This is a genomic window from Aeromicrobium phoceense (assembly GCF_013868155.1).
Lineage (GTDB): Bacteria > Actinomycetota > Actinomycetes > Propionibacteriales > Nocardioidaceae > Aeromicrobium > Aeromicrobium phoceense.
The window spans coordinates 240,610-256,526 of record NZ_JACEOG010000001.1; the positions used below are offsets into that span (position 1 = coordinate 240,610).

Below are 15,917 nucleotides of genomic sequence, written 5' to 3' on the forward strand. Positions count from 1 at the left end.
CGCTGGTTCTTTTCGGCGTGTCACTGCGAGTTCATCTCTCGGTTCAGCCGAGCGCGACGAGCTCGGTCACGTCGTCGCGCGGCAGCTCGTCCACGACCGCCGTGACGTTGATGCTGTTGAGGTTCACGGCGGCGTGGTGCTGCGACAGGAAGGCCGTCTCGGAGGCGTCCATGCCGGTGGCGATGCGGACCATCGTCTCGCGCGGGGCCAGCGCGGTGGCGTCCACGACGTGCCACTCACCGTCGACGTAGGCCTCGGCGACCGCGTGGAAGTCCATCGGCTGCAGCCCCGGGGCGTAGACCGAGACGAGGCGCGCGGGAACGTCGTGCGCGCGCAGCAGGGCGATGACCAGGTGCGCGTAGTCGCGGCACACCCCCTGGCGCTTCAGCATCGTCTGCACGGCGCCGTCGGTGGGCCGGCTGCTGCCGGGCACGTAGGACAGGTGGGTGCCGACCCAGGACGTCACGGCGTCGAGCAGGTCCTTGCCGGACAGGCCCTTGAACTCGGCCTTAGCGATCGCGAAGAGCGAGTCTGACGGCGCGTACCGGCTGGGACGCCGGTACTCGATGATGTCGAGCTCCTCCGTGGCGATCGGCCGGGCATGACCGTCGACGACCGCCTCGTAGTCGATCGTGATGGGGCCCGCGGGGGCGTCGACCCGGTGCAGCCTGGTCTCGTGGCGGCCGGCGATCTCGCGGGCCTCGAGCTCGGCACCGTTCTGGACCACCCGCAACGACTCGCTCGAGGTGGCCACGTTCGCCGCGACGGCGATCGACAGGACGAGGTCGGCGCGGTCGAACGCGTGCAGTTCGAGGTGGGCCGTGACGGTGCGCTTCACCGCACCATGCTGGCACGGGCACCCCGACGCCGCGATCCGGCGCGGTCAGGCGTCGAAGGCGCCGAGGATCTCGTCGGCGGCGGCGGCCGGCGAGAGCGTGCCGGCGAGGACCTCCTCGCGCACCCGCTCGCGGACCTGGGCCACCGACGCGTCGGTGGCGAGGCGCTGCTCGATCTCGTCGCGCACGAGCGCCCACGTGAAGTCGAGCTGCTGCTGCGCGCGCTTCTCGGCGACGCCGCGGTGGCCCATGAACTCACGGTGGCGCAGCACGCGGCTCCAGACGGTGTCGATGCCGGTCCCCTCCAGCGCCGAGCAGGTGAGGACGGGCGGCACCCAGTCCTGCGTGCCGGCGTAGACCAGGCGCAGCGCGCCGGCCAGCTCGCGCGCGGTGCCCTCGGCCTCCCGGGCCCGCTCGCCGTCTGCCTTGTTGACCGTGATCACATCGGCGATCTCGAGGATGCCCTTCTTGATGCCCTGCAGCTGGTCGCCCGTGCGCGCGAGCGTGAGGAACAGGAACGTGTCGACCATGCCGGCCACGGTGATCTCGGACTGGCCGACGCCGACCGTCTCGACGAGCACAACGTCGTAGCCGCCCGCTTCCAGCACCGTCAGCGCCTGGCTGGTGGCGCGGGCGACGCCACCGAGGCTGCCCGCGCTCGGCGAGGGGCGGATGTAGGCGTTCGGGTCGGTGGAGAGGCGCACCATGCGGGTCTTGTCGCCGAGCACCGAGCCGCGGGTGCGCACGCTCGAGGGGTCCACGGCGAGGACGCCGACCCGGTGGCCGCGCTCGGTGAGGTGGACGCCGAGGGCCTCGATGAAGGTGGACTTGCCCACGCCCGGAACGCCGGAGATGCCGACGCGGACCGCTCCCCCGACCTTCGAGTCGGGCGCCGCCGCCAGCTCGGCCAGCACCTCGCGCGCGGCCGCCCGGTGGTCGGCTCGGCGCGACTCGACCAGCGTGATCGCACGTGAGATCTCCGCCCGCCGGCCCGCGCGGACGCCCTGCACCACCCTGTCGACGTCAACCACGCGTGCGAGTCTAGGGCGTGGCCTCCACCGACCCGGCCGCCAGCACGACGACGCCGGGCGGGGCCGTCACCACGGCAGGGGCGGGCCGAGACCGAACTCGGCGATGACGTCGTGCACGATCGCGAGCAGCGCCTCGTCCGAGTTGTCCGCGCCGGGGCGGAACGCCACCGCGTTGATGACGACGCGACCGCCCGAGAAGGTGACGCCCAGGAACCCCTGCCCACCCATCCGGGCCAGCTCGGCCGTGGGCCGGCCGGGCTCGTTGAACTGACCCCAGGCGTACTGGCACGGCCGCCCGTCGATCAACTCGACGGGCCCGGTCACGCGCCCGAGGTTGGAGCAGCCGACGGCATTGACGTCGGCCCCCAGGGCGAACCGCTCGAGGCGGCGCAGCAGCCACACCGGCACGAAGGGGACGAGCGGCAGGGCCGCCAGCAGCGGGAGCTGGTTCGCGTCCCGGGCGCTCAGCGCGGCCTTCATCGCCGCACGCGCGGGGCGCAGGTCGTGCGTCACCTCGGCCGGGTCGAGGGTGACGACGACGGAGGACAGGGCGTTGCCCCGCAGGTCGTCGTCGCCCTCACGCACGCTGACCGGGATCGTCAGGTTGACCGTCCCGTTCCGCTGCACCCGACCGAGGTGGAGCCCGAGCCGCGCAGCGAGCGCCGAGGCCAGCACGTTCGAGGTGCCACCGAGCCGTTCCGCGCACGCGTCCCACGACGCCTCGGACACGAAGGTCACGACGCGGGCGGCCCCGTCGCGGACCGGCGGATCTGGCGCGGTGAACTCCGCGACGGGTGTCGCCACGGGCAGCGCCGCCGTCGAGGCCCGGTGCGGCAGGCTCCGCTCGGCACGCATCTGACGCACGACCGCACGGAGGGCCCGCACCTTCTCGGGGAGCGACCCGATGACCTCACGCCAGTGGGACAGGCGGCTCCGGGCTCGCTCGCCGCGGCGCGGATACGCCAGCCCGAGGTCGAGTCCTTCGACGGCCTCACGCAGTCCCAGGAGCACCCCCACGCCGTCGGTGACCGTGTGCGACACGACGATCGCGACCGCGCTGCCGCCGTCGTCGAGCCGGAGGACGCCGAAGCGCCACGGCGGTCCCTCGCCCGGATCGATGGGCCGCCGCGAGACCTCGACCGACCACTGCTCGATCTGCGACCGGGGCCGCATGGCGGGCTCGACCTCGATCGGCACGGGCGCGTCGGGGCGGACCCAGCGGGGCCGCCCGCCCCACCCCGGTGCCGCCTCGACGACGCGGGCGAACCGCCCCTGGTGGAGCCGGTCGGACAGGCGGCGCAGCGCGTCGAGATCGACCGCCCGGTCGTAGACCCACGTGTAGTGCAGCGTCGGGTGATGACCGAGGGCACGGAACGCCAGGTACGAGGCGTGGTCCATGTAGTCGAGACGAGCGTCCAGGCGAGTGTCCAGCCGGGTGTCCGAGCGGGTGTCCACCGCCACAGACTAGTGCAACTGGGAGTTGCAGCCCAGCGTCGACAGCCGTCGTCGGGTCGCCCGAGGGATCAGCCCTGCGCGCGCAGCTTCTCCAGCAGGTCGAGTGCCGAGTCGGCGATGACCGTGCCCGGCAGGAAGACCTCGGCCGCACCCATCTCCTTGAGCGTGGGCACGTCGTCGGGCGGGATCACGCCACCGATCACGACCATGATGTCGGGACGGCCCTGCTCCTCCAGCGCCGCCTTCAGCGCGGGCAGCAGGGTGAGGTGACCCGCCGCGAGGGACGAGACCCCCACGACGTGGACGTCGGCGTCGACCGCCTGCTGGGCGACCTCCTCCGGCGTGGAGAACAGCGGGCCCACGTCGACGTCGAAGCCCATGTCGGCGAACGCCGTGACGATGACCTTCTGGCCGCGGTCGTGTCCGTCCTGGCCCATCTTGGCCACGAGGATGCGGGGGCGGCGGCCCTCGGCGCGCTCGAACTCGTCGGTGGCCTCGATGACCCGGGCGATGTTGCCCGACTGGCCGGCCTCGCTGCGGTACACACCCGAGATCGTACGGATCACGGCCTGGTGGCGCCCGTAGACCTTCTCCAGCGCGTCGCTGATCTCGCCCACCGTGGCCTTCGCGCGGGCGGCGTTCACGGCCAGGTCGAGCAGGTTGCCCTCGAGCGAGCCGTCACGACGCGCGCCGCGCTCGGCCGAGTTCGTCAGCGCGTCGAGCGCGGACTGCACGTCGTCGTCGTTGCGCTCGGCGCGCAGGCGCTCGAGCTTGGCGATCTGCGACGAGAGCACGGCCTTGTTGTCGACCTTGAGCACGTCGAACGGCTCCTCGTCGGGCACGCGGTACGTGTTCACGCCCACCACGACCTGCTGGCCCGAGTCGATGCGGGCCTGCGTGCGGGCCGCGGCCTCCTCGATGCGCATCTTCGGGATGCCCTCGTCGATGGCCTTGGCCATGCCGCCGGCCGCCTCGACCTCCTGGATGTGCGCCCAGGCGCGGTTCGCGAGGTCGTGCGTCAGCTTCTCGACGTAGTACGAGCCGGCCCACGGGTCGATCGTCTGCGTGGTGCCCGACTCCTGCTGCAGCAGCAGCTGGGTGTTGCGCGCGATGCGGGCACTGAAGTCGGTGGGCAGCGCGATGGCCTCGTCGAGGGCGTTGGTGTGCAGGCTCTGGGTGTGGCCCTGCGTGGCCGCCATCGCCTCGATCGCGGTGCGCTGCACGTTGTTGTAGACGTCCTGCGCCGTGAGGCTCCAGCCCGAGGTCTGCGAGTGGGTGCGCAGGCTCAGCGACTTGGGGTTCTTCGGGTCGAAGTCGCTGACGAGCCGGGCCCACAGGGCGCGGGCGGCGCGAAGCTTGGCGACCTCCATGAAGAAGTTCATGCCGATCGCCCAGAAGAAGCTCAGGCGCGGCGCGAAGGCGTCGATGTCCAGGCCCACGTCGAGGCCCGAGCGGATGTACTCGACGCCGTCGGCCAGCGTGTAGGCCAGCTCGAGGTCGTTCGTCGCCCCGGCCTCCTGGATGTGGTAGCCGGAGATCGAGATCGAGTTGAACCGCGGCATCCGCGCCGCCGTGTACGCGAAGATGTCGGAGATGATCCGCATCGAGGGCGCCGGCGGGTAGATGTACGTGTTCCGGACCATGAACTCCTTGAGGATGTCGTTCTGGATGGTCCCGGCCAGCTGCTCGGGCTTCACGCCCTGCTCCTCGGCCGCCACGATGTAGAGCGCCAGCACCGGCAGCACGGCACCGTTCATGGTCATCGAGACGCTCATCTGGTCGAGCGGGATACCGTCGAACAGCGTGCGCGTGTCGTAGATCGAGTCGATCGCCACGCCGGCCATGCCGACGTCGCCCACCACGCGCGGGTTGTCGGAGTCGTAGCCGCGGTGGGTCGCCAGGTCGAACGCGACGGACAGGCCCTTCTGGCCCGCCGCCAGGTTGCGGCGGTAGAACGCGTTGGACTCCTCGGCGGTGGAGAAGCCCGCGTACTGGCGGATCGTCCACGGCTGGGTGGTGTACATCGCCGGGTACGGACCGCGCAGGAACGGCGTCATTCCCGGGTAGGTGTCGAGGGCGTCGAGGCCCTCGAGGTCGGCGGGCGTGTAGAGCCGCTTGACGGGGATCCCCTCAGGGCTCTGCCACGGCTCGCCGGCGAAGGACTTCGGTGTGGTCATGCGAGCACCTCACGCATCTGTCGCAGGAAGGCCAGCGCGTCGAGGCCCATGGCGGCCGACGCGTCCTGGCCGAGGTCGGTCTTGCCGGCGACCACGACGTACGAGGCACCGTTCTCGCGCAGCGCGGCGACCAGTTCGGCACCCCACTCGCCGTAGACGGCATCGGTGCCGGCGAGGCAGACCACGGGAGGCGCTCCGGCCTCGAGGTACTTGTCGACGGCCTCGTCGACCCCGGCGGTGGCACCCGCGGCGCCGATACCGATGCCGCCGGCGGCCAGCAGGTTGATGGCGAACGTGGCCCGGGCGGTGTGGGCGGAGATCGGGCCCATCGTGGCCAGGAAGACCGGCTGCGCCACGGGCTCGTCGCGCATCTGCTCGAACTCGCCGGCGTACCGGAACACGTCGGGAGCGACCGGGTAGGGCCGGCGCTCGGGGAGGGTCTCGGCGGAGTTCGGGAACTCACTGATGCCCGTGATCGGGCGCTCGCGGCGCGCGATCTGCAGGGCGCGGTCGTCGCGCACGGCCTGCACCAGCGGCACGAGGCGGTCGGCGGCGGCGTCGAGGTCGGCGACGCCCTCCAGCTCGTCGAGGCCGTCGAGCTCGGCGAAGAGCTCCCACGCGGCCATCGCGAGGTCGTCGGTGAACTTCTCCACGGCGTACGCGCCGCCGGCGGGATCGGCCACCTTGGCCACGTGCGACTCGTGGATGAGCAGGCTCGAGGTGTTGCGCGCGATGCGGCGGCTGAACGGGGTGGGCAGGCCGAGCGGCTCGTCGAACGGCAGCACCGTGACCGCGTCAGCACCGCCCACGCCGGCGGCGAAGCCGGCGACGGTGGTGCGCAGCATGTTCGTGTAGGAGTCGTAGCGCGCCATCATCGGACGCGACGTGACCGCGTGCTGGCGCTGGGCGCGGGCCGCCTCGCCGATGCCGCTCAGCTCGCCGACCCGGTTCCACAGGGTGCGTGCGGCACGGAGCTTGGCGATGGTCGGGAACTGCTCGTCGGTGGCCGCGTAGCGGAACTCGAGCTGGGCGGCGGCCTCGTCGGTGGTGAACCCGGCGGCCTCGAGGGCGCGCAGGTACGTGACCGCGACCATCATCGACCAGGCGAGCTCCTGGACCTCGGACGCGCCCTGGTCGTGCAGGGCACTGGCGTCGACGACGACGCCGCGGACGCCCGCCTCCTTCGCCAGCGTGGCCACGCGGACGAGGACGTCGAGATCGTGGCCGCCACCGCCGAGGTTCGTCAGCGGGTGCGGCTGGACGCCCTTGTCGCGGCAGACCGCCACGAAGGCCTCGGCCGCGGCGACCGGGTCCTCGGGGGCGTCGAGCACGACGGGGGCCAGGTCGAGGAAGACCGGCTCGAGCAGCTCGGCGAGGCGGGCGGCGGCGATGCCGCGCTGCCCCACCGTGAGCCACAGCGAGTTGCCGCCGTTCTCCAGCTCGGTGGTGAGGTGGTCGGCGGTGGTGTCGGGGTCGGTGAACCAGCCGCGCACGTCCCAGCCCTCGAGCTCGGGATCGGCGGTGCCGGAGCCGCGCGTGTAGGGCGCCTCGCCCGGGAGACCGGTCTCGGGGACGTCGGCGACGAGGTCGCGCGTGCCCAGCGGGGTGATGCTGAGCCCGTCGAGGGTCGTGGTGGTCAGCGCCTCCCACACGTCGGTGTCGGGGGCGTCCTCGGCGAGGCGACGCGTCTTGCGCAGGACGGCCGCGGTGGCCTTCTCCCACTCCGACAGGTCGTGCTCGATGCCCTCGGCCAGGGGCACCACGGGCTGGTCTGCTGCCATGCGTCGCATGGTAGCCGCCTGCTTCGGGCGACCGTTCAACGCATCGTCCCGCGGACTCCTGCGAGAATGGCGCCGTGCAGATCCCCGACGAACTCCTGCCCCGCGACGGGCGCTTCGGCTCCGGTCCCTCGAAGGTGCGACCCGAGGCGCTCGCCGCCCTGGCCGCGAGCGGGGACACGCTGCTGGGCACGTCCCACCGCGCCGCGCCGGTGAAGTCGCTCGTGGGCAGCATCCGCTCCGGCCTCGCCGACCTGTTCTCGCTGCCCGACGGGTACGAGGTCGTGCTCGGCGTGGGCGGCTCGCACGCGTTCTTCGACGCCGCGACGTTCGGGCTCGTCGAGCGACGCAGCCAGCACCTCGTGCACGGCGAGTTCACGACCAAGTTCGCCCGGGCGGTCGCCGCGGCACCCTTCCTCGACGACCCCGAGATCATCGAGTCGGACTTCTCGACCCACCCCGAGCCGCACGCCACCGCCGGCGTCGACACGTACGCGTGGGCGCACAACGAGACCTCGACCGGAGTCATGACCTCGGTGCGCCGCCCCGACGGCATCGACGAGGGCGCGCTGGTCCTCGTCGACGCCACGTCGGGCGCCGCCGGCCTGCCGGTGGACGTGGCCGAGTCCGACGTCTACTACTTCGCGCCGCAGAAGGGGTTCGCGTCCGACGGCGGACTGTGGATCGCGCTCATGTCCCCCGCCGCGATCGAGCGCGCCCGCCGCATCAAGGCGTCGGGGCGCCACATCCCCGGCTTCGTCGACCTGCCCGTCGCGATCGACAATTCGCTCAAGGACCAGACCTACAACACCCCCGCCGTCGCCACCCTCTTCCTCATGGACCAGCAGGTGCAGTGGCTCAACGCGAACGGCGGCCTCGACTGGGCGGTCTCGCGCACGACCGACTCGTCCCAGCGGCTCTACGCCTGGGCCGAGGCGAGCTCGTACGCGACCCCGTTCGTCCCCGACCCGGCAGACCGTTCACTCGTCGTGGGCACGATCGACCTCGAGGGCGTCGCCGCCGCCGACGTGGTGGCGGCCCTGCGCGAGAACGGCATCGTCGACGTCGCCGGCTACCGCGGCCTGGGCCGCAACCAGCTGCGCATCGCGATGTTCCCCGCCATCGACCCCGACGACGTCACCGCCCTCACGCGGTGCATCGACCACGTGGTCGAGCGGCTCGCGGCGGGCTGACGGTCAGCCTCAGTCGACGACGGTGGCGCCGCGGTGCAGCTCGCGGTGCTCTTCGTAGATCGAGGCGTTGAGGTGCAGGGTGGCGACCTCGTCGTCGGTGAGCTCGCGGCGCACCTTGCCGGGGACGCCGGCCACCAGCGAGCGCGGCGGGATGACGGCGCCCTGGGGCACGAGGGCGTTCGCGGCGATCAGGCACTCGTCGCCGATCTCGGCGCCGTTGAGGATCGTGGCGCCCATGCCCACCAGCACGTGGTCGCCGACGGTGGCGCCGTGGATGATCGCGCCGTGGCCCACCGAGACGCCCTCGCCGAGCGTCAGCGGCTTGCCCTGGTCGACGTGGAAGACGCAGTTGTCCTGGACGTTGCTGCCGCGACCGATCGTGATCGGCTCGTTGTCGGCGCGCAGGACAGCGCCGTACCAGACGCTGGAGCCCTCCTCGAGGACGACCGAGCCCACCAGGGTGGCGTTCGGGGCGACGAACGCCGACTCGTGAACCTGCGGTGACCTGTCTCCGAGAGCGATCTTCATGCGCTCACCGTATCGCCCGGCGTGCGCCTCCCGACGAGCCCCGGCGCAGTGCCACCACCACCAGCAGGACGGCCAGCGCGGCGACCCCGAGACCGCCGAGCGCGACGGTGCGGGTGTCCACCGCGACGCCCGTGCTGCTCGCCGCGGCGACCTCGGCCGACGCGGGCGACACCGACGGATCGGGGACCGAGGTGGCCACGGTCGCGGGTCCACCGGCCGAGGCCGAGCCGACCGGCAGGTCCAGGCGGTACAGCGGCGAGTCGGCTCCCTCGGTGCCCACGAGCACGGCGTCGTCGTCGACGAACGCGACCGTCTCGGCCTGCTCGAGCGGAGGGAGCGGCGCGCGGCCGAGGATGGACCAGTCGGCGGGATCGATCGTCCACAGCGAGCCGTAGGACACCAGGGCCACCCGGCTCCCGTCGGGCGAGAACGCGCCGTCGGTGACCAGCGCGGGCAGGCCCGAGGCGGTGGCCTCGAACTCGGTGGTCGACCTCGGGTCGAGGTCGCCCGTGTCGAGCGTCATCACCGTCGCATCACCGAGCGCCTTGGTGACGACGTGGAGGCGGTCCGAGTCCGGCGGCGCCAGGAGCGCCTCCACGTCGGCGGGGCCTCCGGCCAGCGCGACCGGGTACCGCTTCGCAGCGACCGTGGCGCTCGCGCGACCGGGCTCGTCGATCGCGTACAGGGCGAGGTCGTCGCGCTCGGCGCGGTTGTCGCCCACGTCGCCGATCCACAGCGTGCCGTCGCGCAGGGCCAGCGCCTCCACGTCGCGGAAGTCGGCGCGGAGGGTGGTCACGCCGACCACGTCACCGCTCGAGAGGTCGACGGCGAACACCTCGGGGGCGTTGCCGGAGTCGTTGACGGTGTAGGCCAGCCCCTCGTGGGCCGAGCTGACCGCGAGGCCGCTGGACTCGGTGATGCGGGCGTCGGCCAGCACCGCGACGGGCTCGTCGGTGGCGGCGTCGGCACGGTCGATCAAGGAGGTCACGACGACCACCACGATCAGCGCCACGAGCAGCCCCGGGATCAGCAGCCGGCGGCGACGGGGGTTCACAGGGCCTCCTGCGGCTGGACGGCTCGCGTTATCGTGGAGTCATGGCCCGTGAGAAGCGTTCCCGCATCCCCGACCTGGGCCGTCCCGAGGTCACGGAGCTGGAGTTCGGCAAAACGACGCACCGTGTCGCCGAGGTCGAGCCCATGGACGTCGACGGCGTCCGCACCATGACCATCGGCACGATCGCCTGGGGTGTCGTGGCGCTCGCGCTGCTGCCGTTCTGGGGCAACCTGCAGGACCAGGGCCGCACGTGGTGGCTGTGGACCGCGTTCGCCGGACTCGGTCTGGGCCTCATGGGCATCGAGTTCTGCAAGCGCCGTCGCGACGCCCTCGCCGAGCGCGCGGCGACCGCCCCGCTGCAGACCGTGATCCCCGTCGACGAGCTCCCCGAGGAGATCGTGTCCGACGCTGCACCGGCGGAGCCGCAGGCCGCACCGGCCGCGACCACGGACCCTGCCCAGGAGCGCCCCACCGGACGCCGTCGCCGGAGCTGAGGCCGTCCGGCCTCGCATCACACCCCGCACGACGGGCTCAGAACTCCTCGAGCTCGGCCCGGGTCGAGTCCAGCACCGGGTCGGGCAGCTTGGACGCCGACGCCGATCGCTTGGGGCGCGTGCCCGAGTGGGCACCGCAGCCGTGCGTGAGCGCGACGACCCGGCCGTCGGCGTTGGCCATCTTGTTCGCGCACACGCCGAAGCGGTCGGAGAGGTCGCCGGCCAGCGAGACCAGGAAGCCGCACGTCCCGCACACGCCGGGCGCCTGCTTGGCGATCGGGGTGTCCGGACCGGACTCGCCCTCGTACCAGCGCTCCGCGGCATCCTCGCGGCCCTCGATCGAGAGCACCCACTCGCGGCCGAGGCCGATCTCACGGGCGAAGTGGCGGTCGACGACACCGGTCTCGTCACCGTCGCCGGCGGACCACGCCGGCACGAGCCGGATGTCGTCCTCCTCGGGCGGCAGCACGTCGCCGGGGCCGAGGTCGCCGGGACGGACGCGCTCGCGGTAGGGGGTCCACGCCGGAGCGACGATGGCCTCGTCACCGGGCAGCAGCACGATGTCGTTGATGGTCACCTGGTCGTCCAGCACCGAGGCGCTGACCGCCCAGTACCAGCCGCGGTAGCCGGGCAGCAGGCAGGCGAATCGCTCGGTCACCAGACCGGGCGCCTCCTCGGTGCTGCCGAGGTGGTCGCCGACCGTGCCGTCGTCGACACTGTCGTCGAGGGCCGCGCGTGCAGGAGAGGTCGCCGTGCTCATGGTCCGATTGTCCCCCACCGCGCCACACCCGACCAACCCGGTCGTGCCGCGCGCGCCCGTGTCCGCCTCAGGGGACCAGGACCGCCGCCAGCAGGACCATCACGGGCAGGGAGACCACCGTCGTGATGACGACGCTGTCGCGGGCCAGCACCTCGCCGCGACCGAACTGCGCGGCGTAGACGAAGACGCTCTGGGCCGTCGGCAGGGCCGCCATCACGGTGACGCCGGCGACCTCGTAGGCGTCCAGGCCCAGTCCGTACCTGGCCACGAGATACGTGACGAGAGGCTGCCAGAGGATCTTCAGGACCGTCACCAAGGCGACCTCGCTCCGGTTGCCGTGACCGATCCTGGGACCGAACCGCAGCGCCACGCCGAACGCCAGGACCGCGGACGGGATCGCCATGGCGCCCAGCAGCGAGATGGGCTCGTCGACGAACCGCGGCAGGTCGACGTGGGCGAGCGACAGGGCGACGCCCAGGATCGCCGCGATCGAGACGGGGTTGCTCAGGCCCGCTCGCACGAACCCCCACGGGGTCGCCCGGCGCCCCTCCTCCATGCTGAGGAGCGTGACCGCCACGGGCGTCATGACCATGAGCTGCAGCATGATCGTGGGCAGCGCGAAGGCCACGTCACCGGCGACGTACGCCGCGATCGGCAGGCCCAGGTAGCCCGAGTTCGCGAACGAGGAGGCGAGACCGCCCACCACGACGTGCTTGCCGGAATGGCCCCGCCACCGCGCCCACGGCACGTAGACCAGCAGCACCGCCACCACGCCGATCGCGGCCACGAGGAACCACGGCCCGAAGACGGTGGCCAGGTCCGTGGAGCCGAGGATCTCGATCAGCAGGGCGGGCGTGGCGACGTAGTAGACGAGTCGCGCGAGCACCACCTGGCTGGACTCGTCGAGCACCCGCGTCGCGGCGAGGAGGTATCCCACACCGATCAACGCGCCGATGACCGCGAAGCCCTCGAGAGCTCCGGTCACGCGTCAGGCGTCGAGGTCCGCGGCGAGGCGGCGCAGCAGCTGCGCGACCTGGTGGGCACGCTTGCCCTCGGGGTGGCGGCCGTGACGGTAGCCCTCACCGAGTCCGTCGAGCAGGTTCACGAGGTCCTCGACGATGACGACCATCTCCTCGGGCGACTTGCGTCGCGCGTGGGCCTGCGCCTGCGAGACCGAGGGGGTGGGATCGAGCACGCGCACCTGGAGGGCCTGGTCGCCGCGGCGGCCGGCGGCGATGCCGAACTCCACGCGCGTGCCGGCCTTCAGCGTGGTCACGCCTTCGGGCAGCGCGTCGGAGCGGACGTAGACGTCCTCACCTTCCTCGCGGCTGAGGAAACCGAACCCCTTCTCGGGGTCGTACCACTTGACCTTGCCGGTGGGCATGACCGTTCCTTTGCGTTCTCGGAGTGCGACCCCTGCAGTCTAGTCGGCTGGCGCCGCCGCGGTGCTCGCGCCGCTCAGGCCTCATCGTCGAAGTCGACCGAGATGGTCTGGAAGCCCTTGTGCCGCTGCATCCGGGCGTACTGCGCGTAGGCGCGGCGGTCGCCCGCCGTCAGGACGACGTTGTCGGTGAACGGCGTCAGCAGGGCTCGCGGGTACAGGTGACGGCGGCGCACGACGTTGATCTGCAGGCCGAGCACGATCGTGGAGGTCAGCAGGAACAGCAGCGCGATGAGGCCGAGGACGAGGGCGAAGGTCTGGTTCATCGAGGTCGCCCGGGCGATGACGCCCTGCACGTAGGCGTCACCGACGTACTGCAGGACCTGCCAGCCGAGGGCGCAGAACAGGGACCCCGGCAGCACCGACCGCCAGGAGGCGCGGCGCAGGCTCACCAGCTTGAACACCGTGATGAAGATGCCCCACGAGACGAGGAAGCCGACCACGCGCATGACCAGGCCGAGGTCGGGCAGGTGGTCGATCCCGACGACCTCCGGGTTGTCCACGATCGACTGCAGGATCGCGACGACGGCGATGCCCAGGCCGCCGATGCCGAGCACGACGAAGCTGCGCAGCCGCATCATGATCGGGTTCGGCCGGCTGTTGCGCGGCACGCCCCACGCCACGTTGGCCGCGTTCTGGGTGGACTGGCCCACGCCGAGCGCCCCGTAGAGCGCGGCGAGCGAGCCGACGACGATCGCCGAGGTGCTGCCGGTGAGCCCACCGGGGCGACCGAGCTCGTCGCCGACGATCGGGAACTGGGCGAGCGCCGTGTCGAGCAGGCGCTGCTGGAGGTCGGGGTCGTCCTGGAGCACGAAGCCCAGCACCGACGAGGCGATGAGCAGCAGCGGGAAGAGCGCGATGAACGAGTAGTACGTCATGATCGCCGCCAGGTACGGGCCCTGGTCGTCGAAGAACTTGTAGATCACCGCGATCGGGAACCCGAGGACCGGGTGCTGCCGCTGGAAGCGGTCGATCCCGGCGACGATGTTCATGGCAGGTATTGTCGCGCAGCTCCCAACACGCGCTCGTACACCTCGCGGGGAAGCACCGCTCCTTCTCGCCGGACGTCCTGCTCACGGACCTGGATGAGCCGGTTCAGCCGCACCTCGCTGGGGCGTCGCTGCGCGTCCCAGGGGCCCGATCCGATGTCCATCCAGAAGCGGCCCGCACGCGCCTCCTGCGGCGCGTCGCGGTCGTGGTCCCGCGAGGTCAGCTGGAGGGCGACGAGGGTGGCGTCGGGGTGTCGCCCGATGAGCAGGACAGGGCGGTCCTTGCCCTGGCTCGGGTCGTCCTCGTACGGCACCCAGGTCCAGACGATCTCACCCGGATCGGGGCGACCGTCGTGGTTGCCGGACCACGTCGTGTCGAGGCCGGCCGGGGCACGCGAGGTGCCCGCGGCCGGCGACGACGAGGACGAGACGGAACGGCCGATCGCCGCCAGCCGTCGCAGGACGGCGGGGAGCCTCGGTCGCGCCACGGGTCAGGCGGTGGTCTCGAAGGCGGGCAGCTGCCGCTTCATGACCTTGCCCGTGGGGTTGCGCGGCAGGGTGTCGAGGAACATGACACCGCGCGGCACGGCGGAGCGGGCGACGTTGTCCTTGGCGAACTCGACCAGCTCGTCGGCGCTGACGTCGCTGCCCTCCTTGCGCACCACGTAGGCGGCCAGGCGCTGACCCCACTCGGGGTCGGCGATGCCGGTGACGACCACGTCGGCCACCTCGGGGTGCTCGACGAGGCAGTCCTCGAGCTCGCGCGGGAAGACGTTCTCACCGCCGGAGATGATCATGTCGTCGTCGCGGCCGGCGACGAAGAGGCGACCCTCCTCGTCGAAGTAGCCGAGGTCGCCCGAGTCCATCAGGCCCGAGTGGAACGACTTGTTGCGGCCGTCGGTGTAGCCGCCGAACGGCATGTCGTTGACCACGTGGATGACGCCGATGTCGCCCTGGGGCACCTCGTTGCCGTCGTGGTCGAGGATCTTGACCGTCGTGCGCCACGGGACCCGGCCCGCGGTGCCCGGCGCGGCGCGCAGGTCCTTCGGGTCGGCGATCGTGATCCAGCTGGTCTCGGTGGCACCGTAGAAGTTGTAGATCGAGTCGGTGTACATGTCCATGAAGTGCAGCGCCAGGTCGCCGGCCAGGGCCGAGCCGCTGGAGGCGGTGATCTGCAGGCTGGACACGTCGGTCTCCTTGACCACCCGCGGGTCGGCCTTGACCATGCGCTGGAGCATGAGGGGCACCACCACGAGGACGCGGACCTTGTACTTCTCGATGTCGCGCAGGGTCTGCTCGGGGATGAACTTGCGGCGCAGCACGAACGTGGGGCACGTCGACAGGCCGAAGCCCAGGTTGATCAGGCCCCACGAGTGGAACAGCGGCGCGGCGATCGAGACGACCGAGTTGCTCTGGTACGGGATCGCGCCGAAGTACGCCAGCAGCGGCTTGAGGTCCTCGGGCTCCTTGCGCTTCGCGCCCTTGGGCAGGCCCGTCGTGCCGGAGGTGAAGATGATCATCTCGCCGTGCCGCGAGGGGACGGGCTGGTCGCCGGACGGCTTGCCGACCGTGGAGGACTCGATCGAGGGCAGGTCCGAGGGTGCGTCGGCATCGGCCCAGGCCAGCATGAGGCGGCTGCGCCGGACGTCCTCGACGAGCGGCAGGAACTCCTGGTCGAGGATGAGCAGCTCGGCGCCCTCGCGCTCGGCCAGGTCGGTCAGCTGCGCGCGGCTGGACATCGTGTTGAGCAGCAGGACGCGGCCGCCCAGCTGCACGACGGCGATGAGGGCGATGACGAGGTAGCGGTGGTTGCGCGACAGGACCGCGACCGAGTCACCGGGCTCGATGCCGCGCTCGCGCAGCACCTCGGTGAACTGGTTGACCTGCGTGACGAGGTCCTCGTAGGTGATCTCGCCGGCGTCGTCGATGATCGCGATCTGCTTGGGGTAGCGCTTGGCCGCGGCGTTGATGCCGGACGGCAGCCCCGGACCCCACTTCTTGAGCACGCGCGCGGCACCGATCAGCTTGTGCGGCGGCAGCGCCTTGATGACGCCAATGCGGCGCAGAACCTTCAGTTTGTAACCCAAGTCACCCATGCGGGAGAGCGTAACAGTCAGATTCCGTGCATCTGAGGGTTTCCTCATGCTCTCGTCGTGGGAGCGGTGTGCCCCGTGGGGCCAG

Annotated in this window: 14 protein-coding genes and 1 pseudogene; 2 read left to right on the forward strand and 13 right to left on the reverse strand. The window is 71.7% G+C overall.

Annotation, left to right across the window (positions count from 1 at the left end; genetic code table 11):
- Nucleotides 1-43: 43 nt before the first annotated feature.
- From H1W00_RS01150 to H1W00_RS01170, 5 genes and pseudogenes are all read right to left on the reverse strand, one after another.
- Nucleotides 44-838, reverse strand: a complete 795-nt coding sequence (locus tag H1W00_RS01150; RefSeq protein ID WP_181752886.1) for a transglutaminase domain-containing protein — start codon at nucleotides 836-838, stop codon at nucleotides 44-46.
- A gap of 45 nt (nucleotides 839-883) precedes the next feature.
- Nucleotides 884-1,867 (reverse strand): methylmalonyl Co-A mutase-associated GTPase MeaB, encoded by a 984-nt coding sequence (gene meaB / locus H1W00_RS01155; protein ID WP_181752888.1) that lies wholly within the window; start codon nucleotides 1,865-1,867, stop codon nucleotides 884-886.
- Nucleotides 1,868-1,933: 66 nt separating this feature from the next.
- Nucleotides 1,934-3,322, reverse strand: a complete 1,389-nt coding sequence (locus H1W00_RS01160; RefSeq protein WP_181752890.1) for a hypothetical protein — start codon at nucleotides 3,320-3,322, stop codon at nucleotides 1,934-1,936.
- Nucleotides 3,323-3,390: 68 nt separating this feature from the next.
- Nucleotides 3,391-5,472, reverse strand: a pseudogene (scpA, locus tag H1W00_RS01165) (methylmalonyl-CoA mutase); the annotation flags it as partial.
- 23 nt (nucleotides 5,473-5,495) lie between these two features.
- Nucleotides 5,496-7,280 (reverse strand): methylmalonyl-CoA mutase family protein, encoded by a 1,785-nt coding sequence (locus tag H1W00_RS01170; protein ID WP_181752893.1) that lies wholly within the window; start codon nucleotides 7,278-7,280, stop codon nucleotides 5,496-5,498.
- Between the two features lie 74 nt (nucleotides 7,281-7,354).
- Between H1W00_RS01170 and serC the strand changes: the two genes are divergently transcribed.
- The gene (gene serC / locus H1W00_RS01175) at nucleotides 7,355-8,470 is read left to right on the forward strand and encodes a phosphoserine transaminase (RefSeq protein ID WP_181752895.1); all 1,116 of its coding nucleotides are present in this window, start codon (nucleotides 7,355-7,357) and stop codon (nucleotides 8,468-8,470) included.
- 9 nt (nucleotides 8,471-8,479) lie between these two features.
- Here the strand turns inward: serC and H1W00_RS01180 are convergent, their stop codons facing one another.
- On the reverse strand, nucleotides 8,480-8,998 hold the full coding sequence (locus H1W00_RS01180; protein ID WP_181752897.1) for a gamma carbonic anhydrase family protein: 519 nt from the start codon (nucleotides 8,996-8,998) through the stop codon (nucleotides 8,480-8,482).
- A 4-nt stretch (nucleotides 8,999-9,002) separates the two neighbouring features.
- Entirely contained in the window at nucleotides 9,003-10,052 is a 1,050-nt protein-coding gene (locus H1W00_RS01185; protein WP_181752898.1) for a hypothetical protein, read from the reverse strand.
- A gap of 41 nt (nucleotides 10,053-10,093) precedes the next feature.
- On the opposite strand from H1W00_RS01185, the gene H1W00_RS16220 reads away from it, so the two are divergent.
- A complete protein-coding gene (locus tag H1W00_RS16220) occupies nucleotides 10,094-10,546 on the forward strand; it encodes a hypothetical protein (protein WP_206679947.1) in 453 nt (150 codons plus the stop codon).
- 37 nt (nucleotides 10,547-10,583) lie between these two features.
- On the opposite strand, the gene H1W00_RS01195 is transcribed toward H1W00_RS16220, so the two are convergent.
- The 6 genes from H1W00_RS01195 to H1W00_RS01220 form a co-directional block, all read right to left on the reverse strand.
- Nucleotides 10,584-11,306 carry a DUF3027 domain-containing protein gene (locus H1W00_RS01195; RefSeq protein WP_181752900.1) on the reverse strand — a complete coding sequence of 241 codons (723 nt, stop codon included), beginning with the start codon at nucleotides 11,304-11,306 and terminating at the stop codon, nucleotides 10,584-10,586.
- Between the two features lie 67 nt (nucleotides 11,307-11,373).
- The gene (locus tag H1W00_RS01200) at nucleotides 11,374-12,291 is read right to left on the reverse strand and encodes an AEC family transporter (protein WP_181752901.1); all 918 of its coding nucleotides are present in this window, start codon (nucleotides 12,289-12,291) and stop codon (nucleotides 11,374-11,376) included.
- Nucleotides 12,292-12,294: 3 nt separating this feature from the next.
- Nucleotides 12,295-12,690, reverse strand: a complete 396-nt coding sequence (locus H1W00_RS01205; protein WP_181752903.1) for a cold-shock protein — start codon at nucleotides 12,688-12,690, stop codon at nucleotides 12,295-12,297.
- Nucleotides 12,691-12,764: 74 nt separating this feature from the next.
- Nucleotides 12,765-13,739, reverse strand: a complete 975-nt coding sequence (locus tag H1W00_RS01210) for a YihY/virulence factor BrkB family protein (RefSeq protein ID WP_181752905.1) — start codon at nucleotides 13,737-13,739, stop codon at nucleotides 12,765-12,767.
- Entirely contained in the window at nucleotides 13,736-14,224 is a 489-nt protein-coding gene (locus H1W00_RS01215; protein ID WP_181752907.1) for a type II toxin-antitoxin system PemK/MazF family toxin, read from the reverse strand. Before H1W00_RS01215 ends, H1W00_RS01210 begins: the two co-directional genes overlap by 4 nt.
- A gap of 3 nt (nucleotides 14,225-14,227) precedes the next feature.
- Nucleotides 14,228-15,832, reverse strand: a complete 1,605-nt coding sequence (locus H1W00_RS01220) for an AMP-binding protein (protein WP_181752909.1) — start codon at nucleotides 15,830-15,832, stop codon at nucleotides 14,228-14,230.
- Between the last annotated feature and the right edge of the window lie 85 nt (nucleotides 15,833-15,917).